The sequence below is a fragment of the Pseudomonas baetica genome (assembly GCF_019733355.1).
Taxonomy (GTDB): domain Bacteria; phylum Pseudomonadota; class Gammaproteobacteria; order Pseudomonadales; family Pseudomonadaceae; genus Aquipseudomonas; species Aquipseudomonas baetica_A.
In genome coordinates this window covers 46,888-73,063 of record NZ_JAIHLQ010000035.1, presented here as the reverse complement: position 1 = coordinate 73,063, position 26,176 = coordinate 46,888, and the positions used below count along the sequence as shown (strand labels likewise).

Below are 26,176 nucleotides of genomic sequence, written 5' to 3'. Positions count from 1 at the left end.
CACGGCGGGTTCGCTTACGTTTACCTGCGTACTCGGCATCGGCGAAAGAAATCTGCTTCATGGGGGGATCAACCGTTCAGCTCATGTGATGGGAGATATTTCACCAGATTTTGAAACCTTTTTCAGAGTTTCCTTAGAGGTATCGGGCGTTTTTTATATGCTCGTGTTTTAACGGTCATAAAAAAGACGCCCCGAGGGACGTCTTAAAAATTCACCTTTTTCCAAAGGAGCTTCTAAAGGTGAGCTTGGAGCTTTTAACTGAACAGCGATGAGTTTCAGATTTTCACATACTAGCTACTTGTCTATAGGACTCCAACCAGATGCGCTAGCTAGATTCCTATTAACTCCCACTCACTATAAGCAATTCAAGTTAACATGAAGATGATTGAAAAATTACATTTTTGAAATCTTTCTAGCGAAAACGGGATATTCGTGAAGAACGAATTATCCCGTTCAGGTATTACAGAATCGCTAGTGGGTACTCAACGATCACACGGACTTCATCCAAATCAGACTCAAACGCGGTTGCACGGGTGTTCATTTGTCGCAAGCGGAAGGACATATCTTTCAAGGAGCCTGTCTGAACGACGTATTTTACTTCGATGTCGCGCTCCCAACGTTTCTGATCGGTCAACGGGTTTCCATCCGCATCGCGCCGCATGTATGTGGCGTTGGCGTTGGAGTAGTCGGCGTCGGTGCCACGACCATAACGTGTCATAAACGACAAGCCAGGTACACCATACGAGCTCATGTCGAGGTCGTAACGCACCATCCATGAACGTTCTTTTGGCGAGTTGAAGTCGCTGTACTGGATTGAGTTGTCGAGAAAGATGGAATCCGACTGACGCAGATAGTCGAAGTCGTCGTTACCATTATTTCGCTGGTGAGAAAGTGCAAGTGAGTGTGCGCCATACTTCACGCCAACCTTAGCGCTCCAAATATTGTTGTCGAACTCGCCCAGCAGTTTTTTCCCTTCGTCAACGGCCTTGTAGTAATTCACACCGCCGAATACGGAAAGCTCATCAGAGAAGGAGTAGTTCAACCCGGTGCCAGCATAGTATTGATTCCAGGCGTCTTTGAGACGACTGGAGTAAAGACTAACGATAATATTCTTATTCACATTGTAGTCGCCACCAAAATAGCCGACCCAAGGTGAGTTAACTGGGCCTGCATAGAAGGTTGCGAAGTTGTCGCGCATATTGCTGGAGACTGGTTGACTCATAGCATGCAGGCGACCACCCTGAACTGTCAGCCCTTCGATGCTGGTATTGGTAGCGGTCACACCACGGAAACTTTCCGGTAAAAGCCTTGAGTCGCCAGAAGCCACGACAGGGTTGGCGGGAAATACATCACCTACTTTCACCACAGTGTCAAAAGCGCGAACTTTTGCCGCGCCACCGACTTTCGTGTATTCATCTCGAGCTTCGCCGTCGCCATTGACAGGTAGCACATCGAATGAACTACGACCGCCGTTACGACCGTCACCCGTATCAAGCTTCAAACCGATCATCGCGAAAGCGTCGACGCCCACGCCTACAGTGCCTTGGGTAAACCCGGATTCGAACTTACTGATAATCGCATGCGACCAAGCTTCGGAGTAGCCATTGCCCGTGGGGCTTGATTGACCGTTACGATGATCACGATTGAAGTAGAAATTTCGATTGAGCACGGTAAGGCTGCTGTCTTCGATAAACCCCCCAGTCTTTTCCTCCGCAAACACTATAGAAGGCCCAGAACTGACAACCAACGCCAAAGCGGCCATCGAAAATTTCGTATTGTTATCCATTAATCACTCCTTAGGTTCGGCAGAACTAGAAAGCTCTTCGGCTGGAATTATTGTTTACGGGAGCAGTTTCTGCTCCCGTATCGTCGCCGACTTGTATCGTTGCAATTTGAAGATAACGGGGAGATGATTGAAAAATTACAATTCTGTAATGTTCGCCTGTTTTTTCAAAATTAACTTTTGCGGCATGCCCCCAACCGATGGGTGGCTCTACCTTTACTAGGGCTTTTCTCAGGAATTCTCTTAACCAGCAGCACGAATCCACACCTGAAAGTGCGCATGCTCAGGAGCTGAAATCAGTTCTCGATGCATCGTCACAGTGAAGTCGAACCGAGATCGTTTAGATTTTTGGCTCACCTGACCAATCTGACCATCACACAGCTTTATATGATTCAAGCAGTGACCGCGGTCAAGTTGGGATGCGGTAATAGCTGTACCCGGAAGGCGGTGGCCGCTAACCAAAATGGGATAGCAATAGCGGAAATATTCCGGATGTAGTGTTGTGGAGTTCCCCATCCGCTTGTTCAAAAAACCGAGTATTTTTTAATACTGCTGGAGTTGTTGCTTTTGGACTTTATCAGCCAGTCCCTATTACGGCGCATACTGGTCAAGTTACATGCAAACGAATGTCTGCAAGAAAACAACTGGCTGGTCAGTGGTATTGCATAGGGAGCAAGAGCAGTGCAATGAAGCACGCTCTTTAACGACACGATAGTTACTGGATGGGTTTGACCGAGACCACATCGAAATATTTGAATTTCTTTTTTTTAGCTTCTTTTTTAGCCTCTTGTTCCGCGATAAGAGTACTCAGCGTGTTCGCATCATAAATGAACACGCTCACGTCGCCTTCGAAGTCCTTGGTAACGTGCAGTGTCACCCTCAGCTTCAGTGATAGCGGTTTAGAGTTTAGTCGGGACGTTGGACTCGGCTGCGGCTTTGCGAGTACTACGGGGTCGGATTGTTTTGGGGAGCCGAATAGCGCCAAGCGCATATCCTCCTCATTCAGTTCAACGCTCATCTGGGATTTCTCGTCGCTAATGTAAGACGCGGGACCTTCATTACGTAGACTACGTGGCAAGCTCCTGCTGACTGCCAACTGTGATGGCCTCAGGAGTTTCAAATGGTGGGTTTTCATCTCTTAACGTTCATCACTGAGCGATTGAAAACGACGTGGCCGAGGGATAAGCCAGATTTCCTGCAAAGCGCAGCCTTTATGAAAACCGCCGCACGCTCCAGCTCCGTTGAGGATGCTGCGTGCTCAGCTGCCATCTGTTTGTTGCGAGCATAAATTTTTTCCTCGATCAATTGTAGGCAGCGTGGATCATTATTCAACAGTTTGAACTTACTAATCCTATTTCACCTTAAAATTTTCCATAGAAATGAGGCAAAGCCTTTACGGGCTGAGAAAGTTCGGGGCTACGTTGAGCGCGGAAAACACGATCGACAGGATGGTCATCAATAGCCATACGAAACCATCCCAGTATTTTATCGCGGCCAGCAGCAAGGCCCCGACGATTGGCAGCAAGGACAGCCCCTTCAGCAAGCGAAAGGTCCTGGTTAGCGTTCGGCCCTGCTTGTCGACCTGGTCGATGGTGATCCTGAGCAAGCCCTGAAGTTTTGGGGGATAGGTTTTTATCTTGTCCTTAAAATCATCGAAGATGACATTGAAACTGTGTAGCAGGCGCTCTGTTTGCAGCATTTGATTGTGCAGGATCGCAAGCAGAACCACAGAGACCACTGCTAGCCCAAGGACAAGAATAAAACCTTCGAATTTTGAGGTTGTTTTCTCCAGCACGACCAGACCCGCTAACGATATCGGCAGGGCAAGCATCTTGCCCGCGATGTCGCCCAGTACTCCACTAAGCTTAGTGCCATAGTCGATTTCAGCCTGGGCCACCTCGCGCCGGGCCCGCTCAAACGAGAAGCTATAGACGTAGGTTTGCAGATTCGCACGGTACGTGGCGAGGACCTCCCGCCACTCCCGCACGATCACCAAGAACAGATTCGGCTCGCTCTCAAACTTCTCGATGACGCTCGCCACCGCCATCCGAATCATCAATTTTCGTTCGGAGAGGTGCGCCTTGTTTTCGTTTTTTCGATTGAGTATTTCTTCCAACAAACTCAGGTGGTTGAGCTCATAGTCAAGAACCTTGACGTCAACCTGGGTAGGCAACAGAAAAGTTCTCGGAGGCTTAGCCCCATCGGGAGGCAAGGCAAAAAACAGGTTATAACCATCTGGACTGCTGTCTTTGTCGACGCCGATCGCTAGCAGTGCAAGCAGCTCGATCATCCGGCAGACGCGCCTGAGCGCCTTAATCGCCGAAGGTTCGGTGTCATCACTATCCGCCCAACTGAGCTCAACAATGTACACGTTGCTCGGAAATTGGCCCTTGCCCAATGAGCCATTGCGAGCGACAAACTCGCCTAAGTTCGCGTAGAACCGGCCCGACTCGTTCGATGGCAAGCGAAACTCAATATCGAGAGAGTCAGCTTCTTCAGAGCAATGCTCGAACTTGCCATAAGCTGCGGGCAGGTCATCACACATTCGCAACGCACCGATAATGTCGGGCGTTGGCCTCCCCTCATAGCGGATGACCCCATCCTCAATGGTGGGCGCTCCGAGGGTACGGTAGAGAGCTACCACATTGGAAAACATTCTTAGCCAGCCCTAGCCAGCAATTCTTTCTCGATCACACCAACCAGTTCGGCAGTCAGATTGGACAGGGTCAACTTCTTCCGTCCCTCATCATAGTAAACGTCTGCGGCCGGATCCTTACCTAACGCTCCACGCTCGAATTGCAACGACCAGTTAGCAGCGTCCCCCTTGATACGGGTCTTCTCTTTCAGCGATTTCGCATTGACCGTAAAGTCGTCCGGCACCTTATGTTTCTCACTATTCAAATAGTCTTTCAGCCCAACGATTTCATCCACTAAGTCAGCGGGTACGTGTGCGACAGCGACGTGGCAGATGGCGTCCAGGCGTGCGGACTTACCTGCGGCCAACTGCTCCTCCAGATATTTGATCACCGCCTCTTTGGCCTTATAACCAAAGCTTTTTAACGCTTTGTTGTCGCGAAAAAACCGGGCAACGTTATCAATGGCATTTTTGGTAGCGCGTCCGGAGGCCACTCCTTTCGCACAACCCAGTGCAGAAATGAAATAGTCAGATGCCTGACTATCACGGCCGCGGCTGATGAAGCACAGGTAGGTTGAATCCACTTCATCCTCCGCGTCATCCTCATCCTGCTCAGGCGCAGCAGCGGCCGCAGCAGCCATAGCCTTTATGGCCACGAAGCTAGCCAAGTTGATCCTGGCGGCCTGCTGAACCTTGTTGAGATCGACCTCTTGAATTTCCTTCGGCACATAGTTTTCGTCCAGCTGAATACCACCGCGCTCCTTCATGCTGGCGACCAGGAAAAAGTCGGTTGCGCCCGAGGTGTACTGGGCGCAAAGGATGTGTCCACCAGTCGACAAGACTTGATTACCGGCTTGCTCCACCAGTTGGTCCATTGCCAAGTGGGTCAAGTCGATAAATTGCGCTTCATCATCTTGTACTTCTACGAACGCGGTGAAGCGCTCTGGAAACGGCCCCTGACGGTCATCATTGGCAAACTGTCCATAGACCACGCTGTTGCCTTCTTTGCCGATGAGGCCGTGGATGCCATTGACCAGAAAATGCAACGCAGGATTTTCAGTATCGAGCGCCACATCCTTCTTGACCACCTCGGAGATAAAGCTGGTCTTGGCCAGCTTCTTGAAGCTGTGAATAATGGCAGTTTTCAGTGTGATCATAGGTCGAATTCCGTTCCGATAGTATCAATATGGAATCACTGAAAATAACACCTTACCCAACAAACTTCAGGGCTTATCTCGGCACATGACACCGCCTAAGGGCTTCAACACTTAGGCAATGAGTAAGGCCGCAAGAACCCATTAACTGTACATGCATACAGCATAAGAATCTATGCCGTTCATCAACACGAGGGTCGGAGCGTTGAAGCGCGGACAGCACCATCGCGGATTGCCACAGACCATGGTCTCTATCATAGACTCAGTCTGAGGAAGTTTTTCCAGCCTTATCCGTCAGTGCTGGAGCTCAACTGGGGAGTGTGGACCACTATCGCGAACTCTCGCGTTGGATCGCTCGGACCCTTTGTTTGAAGCAGCTCTTCGAAGGAGCCGATCCCAAAGATCACCCATGGTTCTGGGTAATGCCGCAGGAGGCGTTTTGCCTGCTGACGAACAGATTCTGGGAGAGTCTGATCTCTGGACAGCTCACGCAAGAACTCGCCTGTTTGGACGATACTCCGGGTACGCTCGCAGGGCATAGTCATGTGTTGCCACTCCGCTAGAATTTGCGCTTAACCTTAGAAAACCAACCGCCATCGCCGAGGATTCTGGGGGTGTGAACCATTCGTTTGAATTATAGCAAGCACGCCGCTCGGCTCCTCTGAAGTAGACAGGCTACCCCCTATCAAGCCAAGTTCTAGGGGGCGATTGCTGATACGTGGCCAACACTAAGTCTTGGTAAGCACCGGAAAAATATAGGGATGGCTGAGGCGGACGAAACCTAAAACGCTGAACGTCGATGACTGCCACATTGCGCACCAGTGACTTTCAGTACAGGCTCTGCGCGACGTCCAGGTCTGTTCGTACCCTTCGACCGGGTCCCATCAACACATAAACGGTGTTTTTTGTCTCGAACAGGCAATCATGGGTGAACGAAACCCCCAATGAAGTTCTTACCCAGTGACCGCGAGGGAAACGTCCTTTGCTATCGTGGATAACACATAAAGCGTTGACCAAAGTAGGAGTGACTCCTCTTCTAGCAACGGCGTTTAACTGACGGGGGGAGACCGCTATATCAACCACTGTCCAGTCAGCGACTAGACAATAGGCGCGTCCAGGGAAGTAAAATCCGACCAGTGCCAAGGCGTCTGAATGAGCTAGCTCACATCCAGGTAGTTTTTCGCCACCGGAAAGCAGTTCGGCTAGGCCCTCAAGATTCATTCGTCCCTCCGACCCACTTCAAAAATCGAGTCGAACTATCAATCACACCAGTCAGCATAGCTGCCCGTAAAACGTAAGCGTCCGCCGAAGTCACCTTGCGTGACTCAGGCGGGCATCCACCGATGCGGCAGCAGTTGATCAATCTCACTGGCACGCTGCGTCGGCAGCCGCGTCAGTACATCTTTGAGATAGGCATACGGATCATGCCCATTCATGCGTGCTGACTGGATCAAGCTCATGATCGCGGCTGCCCGCTTACCGCTGCGTAGTGACCCGGCGAACAACCAGTTCGAGCGTCCAAGTGCCCATGGCCTTATCTGATTTTCGACCGCGTTATTATCGATGGGCACAGCGCCGTCCTCGAGATATCGAGCCAGTGCCGTCCAGCGCCTGAGGCTGTAATCCAGAGCTTTGGCAATAGCCGATCCTTCGGGCACAAGATCGCGCTGGGCCATCATCCAGGTATGTAGTGCGTCGATAATGGGTGCCGCTTTTTCCTGACGTATTCGCCAGCGATCTTCGTCGGTCATTTCCCGCGCTTGCCGTTCGATTTCGTACAAGCTGCCAATTGAGTGCAGCGCCTGTTCGGCCAGTTGGCTTTTGTTCGTCGCGTGCAGATCGAAGAACTTGCGGCGCGCATGGGCCATGCAGCCAATTTCGGTGATGCCTTGCTGGAAGCTTGCCTTGTAGCCGGCGAAATCGTCGCACACCAGCTTGCCATCCCACTGGCCAAGGAAGTTACGTGCATGCTCGCCCGCACGGCTCGGGCTGAAGTCGTAAACGACTGCCCTGACCGCCGAAAACGGCGTAGTGCAGTAGGCCCAGACGTAAGCACGGTGGGTCTTCTTCTGGCCCGGCGCGAGCATTTGCACTGGCGTTTCGTCGGCGTGGATCACGCCTTCGGCAAGTACCGTTTCGCGTAGCACATCGACCAACGGCTGGAGCTGCACGCCGGTCTGGCCGACCCATTGCGCCAGTGTCGAGCGGGCGATAGCCAGGCCAGCGCGGCCAAAGATTTTCTCTTGGCGATACAGCGGCAAATGGTCGGCGAATTTGGCCACCATCACGTGAGCCAGCAGCCCTGCGGTCGGTATACCCTTGTCGATTACCTGGGCCGGAACCGGTGCCTGAGTCAGCGTTTCACACTCGCGGCAGACCCATTTCCCGCGCACATGCTGCTCCACGGTGAACACGCCCGGCGTGTAATCCAGCTTCTCGCTGACGTCCTCGCTGATCCGCTGGAGCTGGCAGCCGCAGGGGCATTGGGTGTTGTCGGGTTCGTGATAAATCACGGTACGCGGAAACTGCGCAGGCAAAGGAACACGCTTGGGCTGCTTGCGTGGCTCGGCCGACGCAGCCGGCGGATTCAACGCCTTCAGCTCGGCGTCAATGGCCGCGATATCGGTGTCGAGCAGATCATCGAGCAGGCTGCCTTGAGCAGGGCTCAATTGCTCACTGCGCTTGGCAAACTTGTTACGTTTGAACCAAGCGATTTCGTGGGTGAGTTGCTCGATGATGGTTTGGTCGCGGTCGTTCTTCTTGCCCATCCTGTCGACTTGCAGCCCGAGAGAATCAACCTGCGACAGCAACTGCGCCGCGAAGGCGCGCAGTTGGTCGGGGGTCATCTGATCGAGATTGGGCGAGGAAGTCATGCCCTGGATTTTATCAAAGCAGGTCGCTTGCGGCAGTAGGCCAAGGCGCTAATTACAGCTTTTTAAAGCAGTGTGATTGCACCGCCAACCCCAACACGCTGCCAAGGTAGGCCGAGCACCAACGCTTGAAGTTGCTCAGCATCCAGCTCTATCTCGTAGCCATTACGAATGCCGGGCCAGTGAAACTTGCCTTGGTTCAACCGGCGAGCAGCCAGCCAGACGCCAATCCCATCATGCACCAGCACTTTCATACGAGTGGCGCGGCGGTTGGCGAACAGATAAGCGCAGTGCGGCTTCGCCGCACCGAACACCGCGATCACCCTGGCCAGCGCAGTTTCAGTGCCGGCACGCATGTCCATGGGGTCGGTGGCGAGCCAGATGGCATCGATGCGAATCATTGAGTGAGCCCACGGACAAAGCGGGCGCAGCCTTCAGGATCGGACGTTGGCCATTTCACTGAGATCGATTGCTCGCCAAATGGCAGCTCAATAACCGCCAACGCTTCCGTTTGCCGTTTGGGCGTAGCTCTCAATGGAATGAAAGCTGGCAACGCCGCTGGCGACTGATCTCGATAAAGCGGTAGCCACTTGCGGATAACGTTGGCGTTGATGCCGTGGCTGATGGCAACGCTGGATAGGGTTGCGCCCGGTTGCAGGCATTCCTGAACAACCTGGGCCTTGAAGGGTTTCGGGTAAGAGCTTCGTTGGCGCATGGAAATCCTGACGTTAAGGGCGATCGCGTCCGCTTAAAAATACGCGGACACCATCGCCCTTAATGCTGGAGTTCGGAAGGTGTGTTGGCTGGACGCTTACCCTACAACACATGGCAGTAAATGCGCGAATAGGCGTTTCGTGGTACGCAACTTCAGATCATATGGTTCTGAGGCTTGCGCCTAAACGGCGCGATTAGCTGCGCACGATAGCCTGTTGGAAAGTCTCGCTCTTTTAGCCCTACCTGCGCATCACCGAGCTTGTTTGCTGCGTCATAGAAGGTTCCAAATAGGTGATCCCAAATAAGTAAAAACTCTCCGAAGTTGACCTGGGCATCTTCGAACTCTCGCTTATGGTGCCAGCGATGTGTCTCGGCGACTCCAATCACGTTGCGTAACCAGCCCAACGAGTAGTCCAGGTTCGAATGCTGGAAGGCTAAATGAACGGTCAAGATGCTGAACCAAGTCGCGATAACGGCCGACGGCGCACCTGAGGCGAGCAGAACCACCAGCCCCGGTCCGGCCATTAGCGCCGCATGCAGCGGATGTCTGCGCTCCCCATTCATCCAATAAAGGCGATCAGCGCTGTGATGAATCATGTGCATACGCCACAGCCAATGCACCCGATGGCTGATGCGATGCATGACATACAGGCTTAAATCGAGGACGGTTGCGACCAGAACCAGCTGTAACCAGAGGGGACTCTCGCTGGGAAAAAGGCGAACTGATGCCGGCACCGCATCGCCAAGCTTGGCGAGGACTTCAGCAGTGAACTGAATGACAGAAAGGTTGACCAGCATATGCAATAAATCGGTCGAGGTGTCTTGATGATCTTCGAGCCAGGATTGACGAAAGGGTTGGAATTGCTCCAGCGCGGCGATCGTGAACAAGCTCACAATAGCGATCAGGAGTGTTGTGGGCCATGGCGGAATCCCGGTGTAAAGCGCCCAAACCATGAACGCAGCGGTGCCACCAAATATGAGCGGATAGCTCATCCAACGTATGACGTATCGGAAAATAATGATCATCGCTCACCTCCTTTTAGGAAGCGAAGACGATAAGTCACAGGCTGGCGTTTGGATTGAACGAAAGAGCTACAATCGAATGATGAATATCCTCGCTTGACCTTATAGCGGCTAGAAGGTTTGTAATCGACAGGATCAAGTGTATTTAGAGGAGCGGCCCCATGAGTTCGTGTGACAAATCCTGTGGCTGTGGCCCGGCTTCAGCAGGCCCAGAAGCAGCAGCTAAGCCATTAAATGAAGGGACATGGATCAGCAAATTTTCAGTACCAAAAATGGACTGTCCTTCCGAAGAACGGATGATCAGACTCGCGCTGAATGGCTTGCAGGAAATAGCTTCACTTTCTTTTGACCTATCCGGTAGACAGGTGAGTGTTTTTCACGAAGGGGCCGTAGAGCAGATCGCTACCAAGTTGGAGTCACTTGGCTTGGGGGCAAGGCTATTAGATACGCAGCCCATCAGCCCAGAGTCCGTATCAGCCAACAGTGCCAATGAAGAGCAAAACGCTTCAAAGGAAGCCAGCACATTAAAAATATTGCTCGGCATCAATGGTGCAATGTTTCTCGCCGAAATGAGTGCTGGCCTGATTGCCCAATCGACGGGGCTGATTGCCGACTCGCTGGACATGTTTGCTGATGCGGCCGTTTACGGGCTGGCCCTCTTTGCGGTCGGCCGCAGCGCGGGAATGCAAGTACGTGCAGCACACCTGGCAGGTATGTTTCAGATCATTCTAGCTTTGGGTGTGCTTTTGGAAGTTGCTCGACGCTTTCTCTATGGCAGTGAACCTGAATCGATGCTGATGATGGGGATAGGCGCCGTCGCGCTGGTGGCAAACGTCACTTGCCTGTGGCTGATCTACAGCCACCGCGAAGGAGGAGCACACATGAAAGCGAGTTGGATTTTCTCAGCCAACGATGTGATTGCGAACGTTGGCGTAATCGCTGCAGGAGCATTGGTCGCTTGGACAGGGTCTCCGTACCCAGACTTGGTGATTGGTACGGTCGTTGGCCTGATCGTTTTGAACGGCGCACGTCGAATCCTGGCTCTAAAAGCTTAACTATTCCAATCGGCGAGCGGCCTGTAGCTAAGGCCGCAAGCCTCTAACCTAGTCGCTTAATGCAAGCTCACTTCGGCGAGCGCCGATGAGGGATCTATACCCAACAGCGAGCGAAAGGTTCTGGAAAAGTGGGCTGAGTCGGAGAAGCCTGACGCGTGCGCAGCGGTGGTTATAGGTTCTCCGGATGCCAGATGTCGAACAGCTTGGGTCAGTCGTAGCCATTTAGCATAGCTACGCAGCGGCAAACCGGTTTGTTCCACGAACCAATGCGAGAATCGAGTTGGGGACAGGTGTACCAGTGCTGCCAACTCTTCACGTCGTACCATGCCCTGGTAAATGGCCGTGCTGACTATTGCCAGGCGAGGATCGGCGACTGGAGGTGCATCGGTTATCTGTAGGGCTTTTCGCACTGCGGACCGAGTGTCTCCCGCGCCTGCCTTCAAGGAGTCAGCAATTAGTGCGGCGTCAGCCGGGGCGATATTGATCGGAATCGGCGTCATGGTCTTCGGCAAAACCTGGCCCTCTTCTGCCAAGACGTCCAAGTAGATTGAAACGATGAGGGCTCCGCTGATTCGATGCCGAACACCGGCTGGAATAAACACTGCAAACTCGGTGTGCTGACGCGGCAGGCATTCCACTGTTACAGGCACGTCGATACCTATAGCTATTTGGTGAGCCTGATGCTGATGCCAATCTTGATGACCAGCATGCCCAGCAAAAACCGCTAACCCAGGCGTTAGCCATGCGCGACCAGACCACCTTAGGACACGTACTGGAAGGTGGCGCTCCATCGTCAACGTTTGCTTGGCGACGCGGGGCTAATCACGCTTATGACCAATAAAAACGATGCGCCGCTGACAATACATATATCTGCGAGATTAAACGCGGGCCAGTGCCAGCCTTGATAGTGAAAATCCAGATAGTCCACGACAAAGCCTCGCAAAGAACGGTCGATAAGATTGCCAACAGCCCCACCCAAAACGAGACAATAGCCCAAGGCTTCGCTCCAGTGACGTTCCCGTTGAAGGATCGCGACGAGCGTCAATGCTACGGCTAGCGCAACAACAACGAAAAGGTAACGCTGCCAGCCTCCAGCGTCAGCCAAGAAGCTGAACGCGGCGCCGGTATTGCGTGCATGCACTATGTTGAAAAATGAGCCTACGGCGACCGATGAGCCCAGCTCATAAAGGTGCTCGACGCCAAGCTTTAGACTTTGATCGATCAACGCCAGGACCGCTGCAATTCCCCACCACAAAGTAGGCGGCTGTACACGAGCTGTCATTGGGAAACCGTTCATTGGCTATTCCGTAGTAACCGTTCCAGTACATCTGAAACTGGTATTTTTTGAAAAGCACTGACTCTTGCTCGTGCGGTATCACCCACTGGGATCCAGGTCTTGGAACAGCAAAGCAGGCATCGTGTCCGTATCATTTGCGCAGCAAGCGCAGGCCATTCAGTACTACCAACAGGCTTACCCCCATATCCGCGAATACCGCCATCCACATCGTAGCGTGACCAGTGAGCGTAACGGCTAGGAAGATGGCTTTAACGCCCAGCGCGAGCGCAATGTTTTGCGTAAGTACTGCTCCGGTCTGGCGGGAGAGACGAATGAAGGCAGGAATCTTGCGCAAATCATCATCCATGATTGCTACGTCAGCAGTCTCGATCGCCGTATCGGTGCCAGCTGCCCCCATCGCGAAGCCCACATCAGCCCGAGCAAGCGCAGGGGCATCGTTTATTCCGTCACCGACCATGCCGACGGTGCCTTTATGATCGATCAAGGCTTCGATGGCTTTGAGCTTATCGATCGGTAGGAGATTGCCCTTGGCCTCGTCAATGTTTACCTGCGCGGCAATTGCCAGCGCGGTATGTGGGTTGTCCCCTGTCAACATCACAGTCTTCACACCTAACGCGTGAAGCTCCTCGATTGCGGCTCGGCTGGTGGCTTTTACCGTATCGGCGACTGCAAACAACGCCAGCGCCCGTTTGTCATCGGACAGAATGACTACAGTTTTCCCTTGCCGCTCAAGGTGGCCCAGGGCGGCTTCGGTATTAGGTGAGCAGAACCCCAACTCCTCCAACAAACGATGGTTACCCAACTGGTAGCGCTTACCCTCGATCTCGCCGCGGACCCCTCGGCCCAGCAGCGCTTCGAAGTTATCCACTTCCAGCAACCGCAGCGATTGCTGGGCCGTTTGTTTGGCAATAGCCCGCGAAACCGGATGATCCGAACGTTGGGCAAGGCTCGCGGCGGCAATGCGATAATCTCTAGATAATCCATCAGCTAGAGGCAGGAAATCGGTCTGTACGGGCTTGCCATGGGTAATGGTCCCAGTTTTATCCAAGGCCAGATGGGTGATCTTGCGACCGCTTTCCAGGTACGCCCCGCCCTTGATTAAAATGCCTTTTCGCGCCGCTGCCGCGAGGCCGCTTACAATGGTCACCGGGGTCGAAATCACCAGTGCGCAAGGGCAAGCGACTACCAGAAGCACCAGCGCCCGATAAATCCAGTCAGCCCATAATCCGGCCATAAACAGGGGCGGGAATATCGCAACGGCAAGGGCGAAGAAAAACACCGATGGCGTATAAACCTTGGCGAACTTATCGACGACCCGCTGGATCGGGGCGCGTGAACCTTGGGCTTCCTCCACAGCATGAATAATCCGGGCCAGTGTCGTATTGCTGGCCTCAGCCGTCACGCGGTACTCGAAGGAACCGGACTCATTGATCGAGCCGGCATAAACAGGGTCACCGACAGCTTTCTCGATGGGCAAGCTTTCCCCGGTGATAGGGGCTTGGTTTACGGTAGAGTTGCCGGAGATCACGTTGCCATCCAGACCAATGCGCTCGCCGGGGCGAACTCGAACCAAGGAGCTGATCTGGACGGTTTTGACATCTACGTCCAGCCAACTGCCGTCTGCCTGGCGCACCGTTGCATGATTTGGGGTCAAGTCCATCAGTCCTTTGATCGCATTGCGTGCACGATCCAACGACTTGGCCTCAACCAATTCGGCAACAGTAAATAAAAACATGACCATCGCCGCTTCTGGCCACTGCCCAATCAGGACCGCTCCCGTCACCGCAATGCTCATCAACGCGTTTATGTTGAGATTGAAATTTTTGAGAGAGATCCAACCTTTCTTGTAAGTCGCGGGCCCGCAGAGTGCTACCGAGATTAAAGCTACAGCAGCAATCACCCATTCGGGGGCTGCCTGGGTGAAATGCAAAATTTCCGCGCCTACCGCAGCAATACCAGACAGCGCTAACGGCCACCAGGTGCTTTTGCGCAGTGATTCAGCTTCAAACTGGCTTTGCTGCTTATCCGCGCCTGGTACGTCGACCGCGCCATTCAACGGTTCCGCCTGCATACCAAGCGATGACACGGCCGCTTCGATTCCCAGGGTATGTGGCAATTCGTGCCAGACACCTAGAGTACGGTTCATCATGTTGAATTCCAATTTCTGAATTCCAGGCATCTTTGCAAGCTTGCCCTCAATCATCGCCTGCTCGGTAGGACAGCACATTTGCCCAATCCGGAAACGACTCAAGCGAGCCGTGTCGTTGACAACGGCTGATGACACTTTGGATGCGCACGCGCTTGGGCCATCCGTTCCAGATGCAGAGCAACATGCATCGGTAACAACCGAGGTGGTGGGCTCGTTCGGTTCGGTAGGTGGATATTGAGAAGATGTCGGAGATGAAGTGGAGCAGCTTGTCTTTCCGCCGTTGCCTCCAGCAGAGCAGCCATCCGCACTTTTGGTTGTTGAAAGCGCAGGATTCACGTCCGAGGTCTTAGAAGAACAGCAACTGGTAGTTCGATCTCGATCGGTTTCGTCTTCACCCGATGTTGCGGAAGTCGCACAGCAGCTCCCGGATGCGACAGGGTCAAAAACGTCCACGCCCGCTGGCTTTTTTGGTGCTTGCTCGTCACCGCAACAGTTTTTCATGAGAACGCTCTCCGCTTTTCATGGCGAGAGTGAACACCTTATAGCCACTATAAGGTCAAGAGATTCTTCGATGCCTTAAGGCATCCACCAGCGACCATTCATGTTCAACGTGATCACAGTGAGTAAGTGGCCGGTAGTAGATAGGAAATGCTGCTTCCCCTCGCGCCTACGGTGTTGGCATCAACGGCGTCCTATTTCGTGACGCTAATATCAGGCGGCATCCCGTCCTCACAGCAAAGCACACAGGGCACTTGCCCTATGCGGCGGCCGACGAGCAGCACAGAAGCTCTGCTACGAAGGTAAGCAGCCATGTGCAGAGCAAAGCGTCCAAACTCGAGTTGAAGAGATCGGCGGGGAGGGTTTTCATCGATCAGAGGCCTGGCGATCGGTAGAACGGTGAGCAAGGATTTGCTTGTTGCCTGACGCGAGTAGAATGAGGATTCCAGCAACTATAGGGTCAAGAGAAATGAATGCGCCCACGTACACGATCGGTGCCTTGGCGAAGCTGACCGATACCAAAGCCGTAACCATCCGCTATTACGAGCAGTCAGGGCTGCTGCCTTCTGCTGGAAGATCACCGTCGGGTTATCGCTTTTACACAGATGAAGAGCGCAACCGGCTGCTGTTTATCCGTCGCAGCCGCGCGCTTGGGTTCAGCGTCGATGACATTCGCGATCTACTCGGCCTGGCTGACCGACGCGACGCTTCCTGCGCCGCTGTGGATGCGAAAGTGCAAGGGCAACTCCAACAAGTTCGAATCCGTATTCAGGACTTACGAGGTTTAGAAGCCGAACTGACACGACTGAGTGTTTGCTGCCACGGTGGTGTTATAGAGCAATGTCGCATCATTGAATCATTGTCGAATCGTAGTTAACGCGGCAAAAGACTCCATGTGCGTAGAGATTGTACGAGGTGAGAATCGTCATTGTGCAATAAAGTCCGCTATCTTGGTTTATTTCAGGATGCGTGCCTTAGGATTGTCCTGTGGTTCGCAAATTTGCCATCCCATTAAAACCGCATGCGGCGACATGTGGGAAAATCGATGGTAATAGCTCTAAGTTAACCGTGCTCAGTTATCATTATTGAACCACCGACACCTCCGTGCTTATTAAATTTCTGACGCAAAGTGCTTAACCGTGCGACAGGGTAAATTCATTGCCGCTTTGAAATGTGCAGCTTACCGCCTGTTTTGCACCCTTGCTCGGCTTACGGGGTTCACCGAGTTCGGGGGACTTCATGTCACGGCGGCAGCGTTGGCCCATGTTGTCATCCGCCATCCAAGGGTTTCATTGGACATGGCTCTCCGGCGCTTGAACACCCGCCATCCCGCTGAGGGGAAGCGCCAGGCTAATCAGGAAAATCAGGCAAAGCCGTAGACAGCGTGTCATGGGCTGAAGTGTAGCCAGTAGAAATGGTGCTAACAATCACGCTCCAGGCTTCTGGGTTAGCTGCCAGAAACCTCTATTGCGCGCTCATTTCCATTTCAGGACTTAGCGTGCCTAACCATGCGACAAGACAGATGATGAGGATTGCCATCAGGAATTCGAATTTCATGCTGCGGCGCAAGGCATTGACCGCTACAGAGTATTGACCATTGCGAACCGAGCGCTCCAATAGCGGGCTTAAGTGAAAGCGGTTCAGCGTCGCTAAAACGATCATCCCGGCAAAGAGCAGGATCTTCAAAAACAGCAACTGGCCATAGGTACTGAGCATGACCTCATCAAGGTTGGGACCGACGATGAAAAGGTAATTTACTACTCCCGTAACGCTTATGATCGCAACAATCACACCGCCGGCCGACTCAAAGCCAGTCAGCACGCGGGCAAGAATACGTGCTTCCTCCTCACCCTTCAGCGATTTCAACCGTAGCAGTAGAGCGAAGGCCGCTAGAGCACCCAACCAGCCACCTGCCGCTAATAAATGGAAAATGTCGCTGAGAAAATGCCAGTAGCGGCGGCTGCCTTCGTCCATGGCACCATGCCCCGTCCAGGCTAGCGTGGCCAACGCGATTGCTCCACAGACGGTGACGATCCAGAGGCTGGGTGTCGGATATCGTTTATTCAACGCGACGCCCAGAATTGCCCCCACCAAGGCGGCTATCCGAACCATCCAGGTCAGCCCAACGTCGGTGCCCATGATGACCATTTCAAAAATGTGGTGATGTAGCTCCATAAGCTCCGATACACCGCTCATTGCTTTTGCAAGCAACAACATCGCAGCAAGGGACAGAACTACACCTGCAACAGAAGTACCGTAGAGAAGCGACTCAAAGTTCAAGACCGTGCCCGATACCCTTTCCTTTCCCCTGAGGCTGTACAAGCCAAATATGGCCAGTCCAAATAACAACATCAGGTCAAAATAGAGAGCAAAGCGAACCACGATATTTAATGAGTCGCTCATGGATTATTTCACTTTGAATGAAAAGTTGCCGGTGATCGGGTGGGTGTCCGAAGACACTGCACGCCATTCAACTTTGTAGGTGCCGGTGGTCAGCGGTGCAGCCGGCGTAATCACCATGGTTTTCGGATCACCACCAGCAGCGACGGCGGCCTTTACACCCATGGGTGAGTTAGGCATGCCTGGCATGTCGGTCATGATCAGCTTTGCACCGGAGAACTGAGTGGTGAGATTCTCAGAAAAATGCAGTTCGATTTTCGACGGAGCCGCCGCATCCGAGCCTTCTGCCGGAGTGGAAGAAAGTAGTTTTGGATGTGCCTGGGCCACTGCACTCAGAAGCAAACCAGCAGTGATTGCAACAGCCACGGACGTAGTTTTAAGGAATGACATGCAAGACTCCTCACAGCAAGCGCTGTTGATTCGAGGTTTTTTGGGAGGAACTAGTTTTTAATTTCTTTAAAAACCACTGTTGATTAACTTGGAGCCCCCGTCCTCTTCGCCAGGTTGAACAGGAGAAACTCGCTAGCCCTAACGTCACAGTGCGAGAACACGATGCCACACGATCACAAACTGTTCGATTACATTTCAGTCAGCTTGATCCGATGTTTGGCATCTAATCGTTGAGCGTAGCAAGACCTGGAAAAGACACGGCGTACCGCAGGACAGGGGAGCTCAATCACTTTGAAAAATCCGCAGAGGCGTAGCAAACGCAGAACGCCAAGACGTCGTTGGTCCCAATGTTTTGTCGCTCAGCTAACCGTGGAATCGACGGCCGGAAACTCAAGATGAAAAGCCGTTTTCCCGTCGCCTGACGTACACCAGATCTTGCCATTGTGCGCTTCGACAATTGATCGGGTAATTGACAGACCTAGCCCTGCGTTGCTCGGACTTCCTTCTCGCCGCGCTGGGTCCACGCGATAAAAACGATCAAACAGCTTTTCAAGGTGTTCGGGGGCAATGGGCTCACCATAGTTTTCCACGACAACCGTTACCGACGCATCCTTGTGCTGAATATCGACACTGATTGACGTCCCTTCATAGGTGTAGCGCAGCGCATTTGAGAGCAGATTGGAAATCGCTCGGTGGAGCATAAGAACATCACCTCGCACGCTCCCCCGTCCTGAAACCTTGAGCTCGATCCCTCGTTCATCAGCCAACAGGCGGTAGTACTCAAGCAATTTTTCCACGACAGCCACCAGGTCTATTGGCTTGCTCTCGTGCGTAATTAGACCATTGTCAGATTTCGCCAGAAAAAGCATGTCATCAATCATCCGGCTCATGCGCTTCAAGTCATCAAGATTGGAGTACAAATTGTCTTCGTAGTCCTCGATGTTTCTTTTTCTCGAAAGCACCACTTCAGTGTGGGTCATCAAGTTGCTCACGGGGGTCCGTAGTTCGTGGGCAATGTCTGCCGAAAAGTTGGATAACCGGACAAATGCATCGTCGAGCCTGGATAACATGGCGTTGAACGACAACACCATCTGTTGAAGCTCTTTCGGAACGGGTGCCAGGGGAATACGCTCCTTGAGTGATTTTGCTGACATGGAGGCAGCAACCCATGTGACCTGGCGGATAGGCCGCATGCCACTGCTAGCTACCATCCAGCCGAGTGCAGCACTGACCAATGCGCTGATCACCAACCCTATCCAAAACCATCGTTCGAGCGTCTCGAAAAAGGACATATGCTGCGTAACGTCAAAAATCAACATGACAGTTAATGGCCTTTCTTGTCCCGTCACTACGGATTGCGCAGTCACACCACGGAACATCTGCTCTTGCTCCCGCCATTCCCAGACGGTTGTGTTTGTGGTTGTTCGAAACGCCTTCGGAACGTCGACCGGGCCGGGATCCGCAAACAGCACCTTGCCGTCGCCATCGATGATAAGCGCAGTCAAATCACGGTGTGCGCCCAGCAGCGCTTCTAACTCCGGTTTAGCCTCGCTGAATTGATCGATGTTGCTCAGCCCGGACAAGATCCGCTGGGTCGAGTGGAGTTTTTCGTACAATGCCTGCTGATCCAGCATCTTGAAATGATGCCGGCTGAGGTTATTGAAACTGAGTCCGGCGACCGTGAGCACGGCCGTTACCGCGAGCATAAACATCAGACTCATACGAGTCGTCAGGGACATCCGGTTCATCACGACTCCGAATCTGGTGCATCGAGCATGTAACCCATTCCCCTTGAGGTATGAATCAACTTGACCTCAAAATCGTCGTCTATCTTGGCCCTGAGCCGTCTCACTGCAACCTCGATAACGTTGGTATCGCTGTCGAAGTTCATATCCCAAACCTGGGAGGCGATAAGAGACTTTGGCAGCACCTCCCCTCGACGACGCAGCAGAAGCTCAAGCAACGCGAACTCTTTGGCCGTAAGGTCTATGCGTTTGCCTCCTCGGATGGCTCGACGCTTGAGCAGGTCCACTTCAAGGTCAGCCAGTTTCATAAAGGTTTGCGAAGGTGCGCTGCTACCGCGACGCAGCAGCGTTCTGACTCGAGCAAGCAATTCAGAAAACGCGAAGGGTTTGATCAGATAGTCATCCGCACCGAGTTCAAGTCCCTTCACTCGGTCTTCAACGCGGTCTCTGGCGGTGAGAAAAAGCACCGGGACGTCTTTCCCGGAAGCGCGCACCTTCTGCAGGACTTCCCAGCCATCCAAACCCGGCATCATGACGTCGAGAATCAGCAGATCATAGGCTTCGCTCAAAGCGTGCTGAAGCGCCTCTTTTCCATTCGTGAAACGGTCGACATTGAACCCGGCCTCGTTGAGCCCTTGCTGCAAATAGATACCTATTTTTGGTTCGTCTTCAGCGACAAGAAGTCTCATGAGGTCGTTCTCAGATAAAGGTTAAGCGGAGTCTGCAACGAAAACTGGCAGCCAACCAGCAACTGACAGAAAAGTAATCTTGGCTTCAGGTAGATGTCAGCGAGTGCTGGCTAGGGTTCAGACATGAGCACTTCATTGGTGCTCGACCGACCTCTGAGCGATGAATCGTATGGAAGTCGGATTCCCTCATGAGGAGCTACCCCGATGAACCACCTGAAAATGCTGTTTTTTGTAAGCTCGATACTGGTCTCGGCTTCTGTGTGGGCTGAAAGCGGCGGAGATCGTGTGATTGAGCGTATGGAAGGTTTGCGCGACAAGGCCGAGGCCACGTTGATGAAAGCTGAACAAGCCCCTGAAGGAGAGCGTCACGTCCACATGGCAGAACACATGAAGATGCTTGGCGACATCATGAGCCAGCTCCACAACGATCACCCAGATGCCTCAATGTCACCCCAACAGCATCTAGCCTGGATGGAGAAGCACGACAAAATTGTTGACGACGTTTTGCGCCAGATGCAGCGCGAGCACAAATTGATGCTTTCAGAAAACCATCAATAAACGCCCCCAGGATAAGTACTTGTCAGCATCTTGTTGCGGCGTCAATTGGACGCCGTATCTATTTAGAAAACTGACAAAGAAGTAATGCCCAAGTCAGTTAGCTGGCAGCTGAGCATCATTAGCATAGCCAATGTTCCCACGTATTCCTGAGGTCACCATGAAAACTACGCTCGCTACCCCGTTCATCGCAGCAATGACCCTTTTTTTCGCTGCTACGGCTATGGCTAATGCTGGGCATGGACAAGACGACATAGGCCAGCCTGGTGTGGCCTCTGACGTTACCCGCACTGTAGAGGTCGAGATGGGCGACATTTTTTTCAAGCCTAAAAGCATCGACGTAAAACCTGGTGAAACAATCCGCTTTGTCCTTCGCAACGAGGGTTCGCTGCTGCATGAGTTCAACATCGGCAAAGCCGCTGCTCATGCAGCACACCAGAAAGAAATGGCAAGCATGTTCAAGAACGGAACATTAAGCCCTACCGGTACCGGGAAGATGAGCGGCATGAGCCACGGCATGGGCGGAATGAAGATGGTCGCAATGGAGCATGACGACCCTAACAGTGTCCTGATTGAGCCTGGCTCAACCCAAGAGCTGATCTGGACCTTCAACGACAGTGCAGGGCTTCAGTTTGCCTGCAACGTGCCGGGGCATTACCAATCGGGAATGGTCGGCGAATTTGATCTGAAATAAACCGGAGTCGGCTGTTTCTGCCGGCCCGACGCAAGAGTTGGCTACGCTAAGTCGCAAGTAACATAGCAACGCTTCTCAGCCGGGGTCCGTGCGGAAACATCACCGCACCACTGTGGAGCCGCAAATCAGCGTTGTACTGAATATGCTCATTTCTAGTAGCACCTTACAAGGGGAATAGACATGCCTACCACCTCTGGCCATCACGACCATAATCACACCCATGCTGCTTCCCGGGATGATGCTGATCTACATGACCCGGTGTGTGGAATGGCAGTCACTTCGTCGAGTAAATTTGCTGAGACTTACCAAGGACAGACGTATCGGTTCTGTAGCCTGAAATGTCAGGAGAAGTTTCGAGCGGACCCTGAGCGCTACAGTGGCCACGTGGTGCGCAACGAGTCAGGCAGCACAACGCCGGAGTCTGCGGTACAAACGGGCACTGAATTTACGTGCCCGATGCATCCTGAAATACGGCAGACCGGCCCCGGTAACTGTCCTAAATGTGGCATGGCACTAGAGCCTGTCATGCCGGCGCTTGATGAAGAAGAAAATCCTGAACTCCGGGATTTCAATCGCCGCTTCTGGTGGTCGCTGCCCTTAACCGTGGTCGTAACCGTGCTCGCGATGGCGGGTCACTCGTTACAACTTCTTCATGGTTCGGCTCAAAACTGGATCGAGTTCGCTCTGGCGACACCCGTGACCTTATGGGCAGGATGGCCTTTTTTTGTAAGGGGACTGGCCTCGGTTAAAAATCGCAGTCCCAACATGTGGACTCTGATTGGGTTGGGCACCGCCGCAGCTTATCTGTACAGCGTCATAGCAACGCTCTTCCCCCAAAGTTTTCCCTCCAATTTCATGCAAGATGGACGTATCGGCGTTTACTTCGAAGCGGCAGCGGTCATCATCTCGCTCACGTTGCTTGGCCAGATCCTTGAGCTCAAAGCCCGATCACAAACTTCCGCCGCCATTAAGTCTCTTCTCGGCCTTTCGCCCAAAACTGCACGCCGGATCAATGCCGATGGCCAGGAGGAAGACATTCCTCTCACACATGTGCACCTGGGAGACCACTTACGGGTCAGACCGGGTGAAAAGGTGCCAGTTGATGGTTCGGTACTTGAGGGTGAAAGTGCGGTGGATGAGTCGATGCTCACTGGCGAGCCAGTCCCGGTAATGAAGAAAGCTGGAGATAGCCTGATCGGCGCCACGCTGAATACGCATGGGAGCCTGGTGATGGAGGCCCAGAAGGTCGGTGCCGAAACCATGCTGTCCCAGATCGTACAGATGGTCGCGAGAGCTCAGCGTTCCAAGGCGCCGATGCAACGAATGGCCGACTCGATTGCCGGCTACTTCGTGATGGGTGTTATCGCGATTGCGATAATGACATTTATCGGTTGGGGGCTTTTCGGCCCTGAGCCCAGTTGGGTGTTTGGTCTAATCAACGCTGTCGCCGTGCTGATCATCGCTTGTCCCTGTGCGTTGGGACTTGCTACGCCTATGTCGATCATGGTGTCGACAGGTAAAGCAGCCAGCATGGGTGTTTTGTTCAGAGATGCCAGTGCAATTGAAAGCCTTTGCAGAATCGACACGCTGATTGTCGACAAGACAGGCACCCTGACAGAGGGACGGCCCGTGTTTCACAGCGTGGAGGCCACTCCCACCTTCAATCCCGACGACGTCCTTCACCTGGCTGCCAGCCTTGATCAGGGCAGTGAGCATCCTTTAGCACATGCGATCGTCGATCACGCCCGAGCCGAGAACATAAAGCTCACCAAGCCCGAATCCTTTGAGTCGGATTCGGGTATCGGCGTCAGTGGCGTTGTCGATGGCAAGAAGCTCCAGCTGGGGAACACAGCGTTGATGGAAGCCGCAGGCGTGAGCACCAACTCCCTACAAGAGCGCGCTGAGGTGTTGCGACTTGACGGCATCAGTATTATCTACCTCGCCGTCGACGGCGCATTGGCAGGTTTGTTGGCCGTATCAGATCCGATCAAGCCAACCTCAAAAGAGGCCGTCACCAAGCTTAAGGCTCACAACGTGAAAATCATCATGGCTACTGGGGACGGGCTTACTACCGCTCGGGCTGTCGCCAGGGAGATGGGGATTGAAGAGGTCCACGGTGAAGTCAAACCCCAAGACAAGGAACGTCTGGTGGCAGACCTACAGCAACACGGGCGAAAAGTGGCCATGGCAGGTGACGGTATCAACGATGCTCCGGCCCTGGCGCGAGCAGATGTGGGGATAGCCATGGGAACGGGGACTGACGTGGCGATGAATAGCGCGCAACTCACGCTGGTCAAAGGTGACCTGATGGGGATCTTACGAGCACGAGCTCTTTCGGTCGCCACAGTTAAAAACATGCGCCAGAATTTGGGCTTTGCTTTTCTCTACAACTCAATGGGTATACCTCTTGCCGCTGGTTTGCTCTATCCATTGACGGGGCACCTCCTGTCGCCAATGATCGCTGCCATAGCCATGAGCGTCAGTTCCGCGTCGGTAGTTTTCAATGCATTGAGGCTGAGGAATACCCGAGTTGACTGACCTTCAAAATTGCAGCGGTTTTAACTCGGGGGGAATGGCGATCCATGTGCTTTCTTCAATCCCTTTAAGCGCGCATTCGCCCTTTGCACAGCGGCCATTTTTTCGGGCCGCTTCATGCGCTTCCACTTTCTGATGTCTTCCTTATTCCGCCCGCAGCTCACACACAGATCACCACTGAGTTGGCAAACCGAGATACAAGGATTCTCGATTTCTTTTGCCATGGTCAGTCCCCCTTAGCTTTATGTAGTTGAGCCACGCGACGTTTCCAGTCGCCTATGTGCGTGCGTTGGCACTCTTGCTCCGAGTCAAAGCGGACATTGCGGTCTGAAACAGGCAGGTCAAGATTGGCCTCTTTCAAGGCGATCGCCGTCAACTCAAAGATGCGGGCCTTCGCGTCAATCTCGGCCCGCTTCCTGTCAGCCAGGGTTTCGAACACCCAGATGACCTTCAGGGTTTCAGCCAACGCACTTAGGTCAGCGGTGTGAGTGAGCCAAATAAACCCCTTTATCTCGTCCTTTGCTGTTTCGCACGCGTCGGTGAGCGTGACGATCAACTGGCGCTCGATCCGAGCCAGTTCACGTTTACCGGGCGGCATCGGTGTGTCCTATAGAGGTTGTGCTGGACAGGCGCTGAGTCATGTCTGCCGGAACTCGACGGTCAGGTGGCTGACTTCGTGAACTGTTTTGAGACGCTCACGAATGCTCTCGGCGTTCACAGTGGCTTCACCTAGAACGCTGACGATCGCCGCGCACGCTTGAGGTCCCACCCTCCAAACGTGCAAGTCTGTAATGGTAGCGCCACCAGGTTTCTCAACGAGTTCGCGGATTTCCTCGGCAACGTGCGCGTCGGTCTGATCGAGCAACACGCCCGCAGTTACCCCCATCAAGGTCCAGGCCCAACGCGCGATAACGATAGCGCCGACGATACCCATGACCGGGTCGAGCCACACCCAACCCAGATATCGACCGGCAAGCAAGGCAGCGATGGCCAGAATCGACGTCAGCGCGTCTGCAACGACGTGGACATAGGCGGACCTCAAGTTGTTGTCGTTTCCGTTGTGGGCATGAGGGTGATCGTGGTCGTGCCCATGTCCATGTCCATGCCCATGCCCATGCCCATGACCCAGCAGCAGGGCACTGACAATGTTGACGAGCAAACCGACAACGGCGATGAGGGTCGCGGTGCCAAACTGAACCGGTGTTGGCTGCAACAAACGCATGAACGATTCAACGCCAATGCCCAACGAAATCATGCAAAGAATCAGCGCCGAGGCGAACCCGCCCAAGTCTCCAACCTTTCCTGTACCGAAACTGTAGCGCTGGCTGGTAGCGTGGCGTTTTGCGTATCCGTAAGCGGCCGCCGCGATGCCCAATGCGCCGGCATGGGTTGCCATGTGGAAGCCATCGGCCAGTAACGCCATCGAACCCGTGATATAGCCGGCGGTGATCTCCCCGATCATCATTACCACCGTGAGTGCTACAACCCAAAGCGTACGCTTGGCATTCTCATCGTGCGCTGAGCCTAGAAACACGTGGTCGTGTGTGTAATCGATGTCGGTCCTGCTCATACGTGTTTACCTGGATGCATTCACTTGGAGTACCGGCGGATAGCTTCAAGAAGCTCTTCGACGCCCTTGTTACGCTCTTCTTCGCTGAGCGCGGGGTTCGCGACATGTGCTCGTGCGTGATCCTCGATGATCTCCTCCATCAGCCCGTTGATGGCACCCCGAGTGGCCGCAACAAGATGTAGTGTCTTGGCGCAGTCGAAGTCCGATTCCAATGCTCGTTCAACAGCTTGAATTTGCCCGGCAATACGTTTTACACGTTTAAGAAGATCGTCTTTGTGTGATGCGATATGACCCACGCTATACCCCCCCTACCTATATAGGGTCGCATGATAGGCCTCCCCCCTATACCTATGCAAGGTTCGCGGGAGGACAGATCAAAGCCGTTGACGAAACGAGAGGCATACAAAATCGTTGGATCAA

26 protein-coding genes and 1 pseudogene are annotated in these 26,176 nt (G+C 53.3%); 5 read left to right on the top strand and 22 right to left on the bottom strand.

What is annotated here, in order from left to right; all coding sequences use genetic code 11:
* Nucleotides 1-460: 460 nt before the first annotated feature.
* The 10 genes from K5E40_RS26150 to K5E40_RS26115 form a co-directional block, all read right to left on the bottom strand.
* Nucleotides 461-1,786 (bottom strand): OprD family porin, encoded by a 1,326-nt coding sequence (locus tag K5E40_RS26150; protein ID WP_045061357.1) that lies wholly within the window; start codon nt 1,784-1,786, stop codon nt 461-463.
* Nucleotides 1,787-2,498: 712 nt separating this feature from the next.
* Complete coding sequence (locus K5E40_RS26145) at nt 2,499-2,801, bottom strand: hypothetical protein (protein ID WP_045061356.1); 303 nt, start codon at nt 2,799-2,801, stop codon at nt 2,499-2,501.
* Nucleotides 2,802-3,176: 375 nt separating this feature from the next.
* Nucleotides 3,177-4,439, bottom strand: coding sequence for a hypothetical protein (locus K5E40_RS26140; RefSeq protein WP_115146710.1), 1,263 nt, complete (start codon nt 4,437-4,439; stop codon nt 3,177-3,179).
* A 2-nt stretch (nt 4,440-4,441) separates the two neighbouring features.
* Nucleotides 4,442-5,575, bottom strand: a complete 1,134-nt coding sequence (locus K5E40_RS26135; RefSeq protein ID WP_045060514.1) for a nucleoid-associated protein — start codon at nt 5,573-5,575, stop codon at nt 4,442-4,444.
* 284 nt (nt 5,576-5,859) lie between these two features.
* Complete coding sequence (locus K5E40_RS35765; RefSeq protein WP_409339150.1) at nt 5,860-6,111, bottom strand: BPSL0761 family protein; 252 nt, start codon at nt 6,109-6,111, stop codon at nt 5,860-5,862.
* A 289-nt stretch (nt 6,112-6,400) separates the two neighbouring features.
* Nucleotides 6,401-6,793, bottom strand: coding sequence for a DUF6957 family protein (locus K5E40_RS35760; protein ID WP_404942396.1), 393 nt, complete (start codon nt 6,791-6,793; stop codon nt 6,401-6,403).
* 104 nt (nt 6,794-6,897) lie between these two features.
* Nucleotides 6,898-8,445: an IS66 family transposase gene (gene tnpC, locus K5E40_RS26130; protein ID WP_115148494.1), complete on the bottom strand. Its 1,548-nt coding sequence runs from the start codon at nt 8,443-8,445 to the stop codon at nt 6,898-6,900.
* A gap of 62 nt (nt 8,446-8,507) precedes the next feature.
* Nucleotides 8,508-8,843: an IS66 family insertion sequence element accessory protein TnpB gene (tnpB, locus tag K5E40_RS35180; RefSeq protein WP_045062372.1), complete on the bottom strand. Its 336-nt coding sequence runs from the start codon at nt 8,841-8,843 to the stop codon at nt 8,508-8,510.
* Nucleotides 8,840-9,157, bottom strand: a complete 318-nt coding sequence (tnpA, locus tag K5E40_RS26120; RefSeq protein WP_082069254.1) for an IS66-like element accessory protein TnpA — start codon at nt 9,155-9,157, stop codon at nt 8,840-8,842. Before tnpA ends, tnpB begins: the two co-directional genes overlap by 4 nt.
* A 152-nt stretch (nt 9,158-9,309) precedes the next feature.
* Nucleotides 9,310-10,182, bottom strand: coding sequence for a sterol desaturase family protein (locus K5E40_RS26115; RefSeq protein WP_019816994.1), 873 nt, complete (start codon nt 10,180-10,182; stop codon nt 9,310-9,312).
* A 158-nt stretch (nt 10,183-10,340) separates the two neighbouring features.
* Between K5E40_RS26115 and K5E40_RS26110 the strand changes: the two genes are divergently transcribed.
* On the top strand, nt 10,341-11,234 hold the full coding sequence (locus K5E40_RS26110; protein ID WP_032872266.1) for a cation transporter: 894 nt from the start codon (nt 10,341-10,343) through the stop codon (nt 11,232-11,234).
* 56 nt (nt 11,235-11,290) lie between these two features.
* Here the strand turns inward: K5E40_RS26110 and K5E40_RS26105 are convergent, their stop codons facing one another.
* The 3 genes from K5E40_RS26105 to K5E40_RS26095 all read right to left on the bottom strand — a co-directional run bounded on the left by K5E40_RS26105 (nt 11,291) and on the right by K5E40_RS26095 (nt 14,734).
* Complete coding sequence (locus tag K5E40_RS26105; RefSeq protein WP_225568928.1) at nt 11,291-11,884, bottom strand: helix-turn-helix transcriptional regulator; 594 nt, start codon at nt 11,882-11,884, stop codon at nt 11,291-11,293.
* Between the two features lie 143 nt (nt 11,885-12,027).
* Nucleotides 12,028-12,531: a signal peptidase II gene (gene lspA, locus K5E40_RS26100; protein WP_019816991.1), complete on the bottom strand. Its 504-nt coding sequence runs from the start codon at nt 12,529-12,531 to the stop codon at nt 12,028-12,030.
* A gap of 130 nt (nt 12,532-12,661) precedes the next feature.
* Nucleotides 12,662-14,734, bottom strand: coding sequence for a heavy metal translocating P-type ATPase (locus K5E40_RS26095; RefSeq protein WP_232392676.1), 2,073 nt, complete (start codon nt 14,732-14,734; stop codon nt 12,662-12,664).
* A 913-nt stretch (nt 14,735-15,647) separates the two neighbouring features.
* On the opposite strand from K5E40_RS26095, the gene K5E40_RS26090 reads away from it, so the two are divergent.
* Nucleotides 15,648-16,055, top strand: a complete 408-nt coding sequence (locus K5E40_RS26090) for a helix-turn-helix domain-containing protein (protein WP_019816989.1) — start codon at nt 15,648-15,650, stop codon at nt 16,053-16,055.
* A gap of 290 nt (nt 16,056-16,345) precedes the next feature.
* Here K5E40_RS26090 and K5E40_RS35755 read toward each other — a convergent pair.
* The 5 genes and pseudogenes from K5E40_RS35755 to K5E40_RS26070 all read right to left on the bottom strand — a co-directional run.
* Nucleotides 16,346-16,569: pseudogene (locus K5E40_RS35755) on the bottom strand (hypothetical protein); the annotation flags it as partial.
* 73 nt (nt 16,570-16,642) lie between these two features.
* Entirely contained in the window at nt 16,643-17,581 is a 939-nt protein-coding gene (copD, locus tag K5E40_RS26085; RefSeq protein WP_019816987.1) for a copper homeostasis membrane protein CopD, read from the bottom strand.
* 3 nt (nt 17,582-17,584) lie between these two features.
* A complete protein-coding gene (copC, locus tag K5E40_RS26080; protein ID WP_024014909.1) occupies nt 17,585-17,968 on the bottom strand; it encodes a copper homeostasis periplasmic binding protein CopC in 384 nt (127 codons plus the stop codon).
* A gap of 359 nt (nt 17,969-18,327) precedes the next feature.
* Nucleotides 18,328-19,716, bottom strand: coding sequence for a heavy metal sensor histidine kinase (locus tag K5E40_RS26075; protein WP_019816985.1), 1,389 nt, complete (start codon nt 19,714-19,716; stop codon nt 18,328-18,330).
* A complete protein-coding gene (locus tag K5E40_RS26070) occupies nt 19,716-20,402 on the bottom strand; it encodes a heavy metal response regulator transcription factor (protein ID WP_019816984.1) in 687 nt (228 codons plus the stop codon). Before K5E40_RS26070 ends, K5E40_RS26075 begins: the two co-directional genes overlap by 1 nt.
* Nucleotides 20,403-20,606: 204 nt before the next feature.
* Here K5E40_RS26070 and K5E40_RS26065 point away from each other — a divergent pair, with 204 nt between their 5' ends.
* The 3 genes from K5E40_RS26065 to K5E40_RS26055 all read left to right on the top strand — a co-directional run bounded on the left by K5E40_RS26065 (nt 20,607) and on the right by K5E40_RS26055 (nt 24,189).
* Entirely contained in the window at nt 20,607-20,960 is a 354-nt protein-coding gene (locus K5E40_RS26065; protein ID WP_024014911.1) for a co-regulatory protein PtrA N-terminal domain-containing protein, read from the top strand.
* 157 nt (nt 20,961-21,117) lie between these two features.
* Nucleotides 21,118-21,651, top strand: a complete 534-nt coding sequence (locus K5E40_RS26060) for a plastocyanin/azurin family copper-binding protein (protein ID WP_019816982.1) — start codon at nt 21,118-21,120, stop codon at nt 21,649-21,651.
* Between the two features lie 180 nt (nt 21,652-21,831).
* Entirely contained in the window at nt 21,832-24,189 is a 2,358-nt protein-coding gene (locus K5E40_RS26055; RefSeq protein WP_024014913.1) for a heavy metal translocating P-type ATPase, read from the top strand.
* A gap of 20 nt (nt 24,190-24,209) precedes the next feature.
* Here the strand turns inward: K5E40_RS26055 and K5E40_RS26050 are convergent, their stop codons facing one another.
* The 4 genes from K5E40_RS26050 to K5E40_RS26035 are packed head-to-tail and all read right to left on the bottom strand — an operon-like array spanning nt 24,210 to nt 26,052.
* Nucleotides 24,210-24,410: a DUF1289 domain-containing protein gene (locus K5E40_RS26050; RefSeq protein ID WP_019816980.1), complete on the bottom strand. Its 201-nt coding sequence runs from the start codon at nt 24,408-24,410 to the stop codon at nt 24,210-24,212.
* A 2-nt stretch (nt 24,411-24,412) separates the two neighbouring features.
* A complete protein-coding gene (locus K5E40_RS26045; protein ID WP_045061253.1) occupies nt 24,413-24,784 on the bottom strand; it encodes a hypothetical protein in 372 nt (123 codons plus the stop codon).
* Between the two features lie 39 nt (nt 24,785-24,823).
* Complete coding sequence (gene dmeF / locus K5E40_RS26040; protein ID WP_221733269.1) at nt 24,824-25,756, bottom strand: CDF family Co(II)/Ni(II) efflux transporter DmeF; 933 nt, start codon at nt 25,754-25,756, stop codon at nt 24,824-24,826.
* Between the two features lie 20 nt (nt 25,757-25,776).
* Entirely contained in the window at nt 25,777-26,052 is a 276-nt protein-coding gene (locus K5E40_RS26035) for a metal/formaldehyde-sensitive transcriptional repressor (protein ID WP_019816892.1), read from the bottom strand.
* Nucleotides 26,053-26,176: the final 124 nt, after the last annotated feature.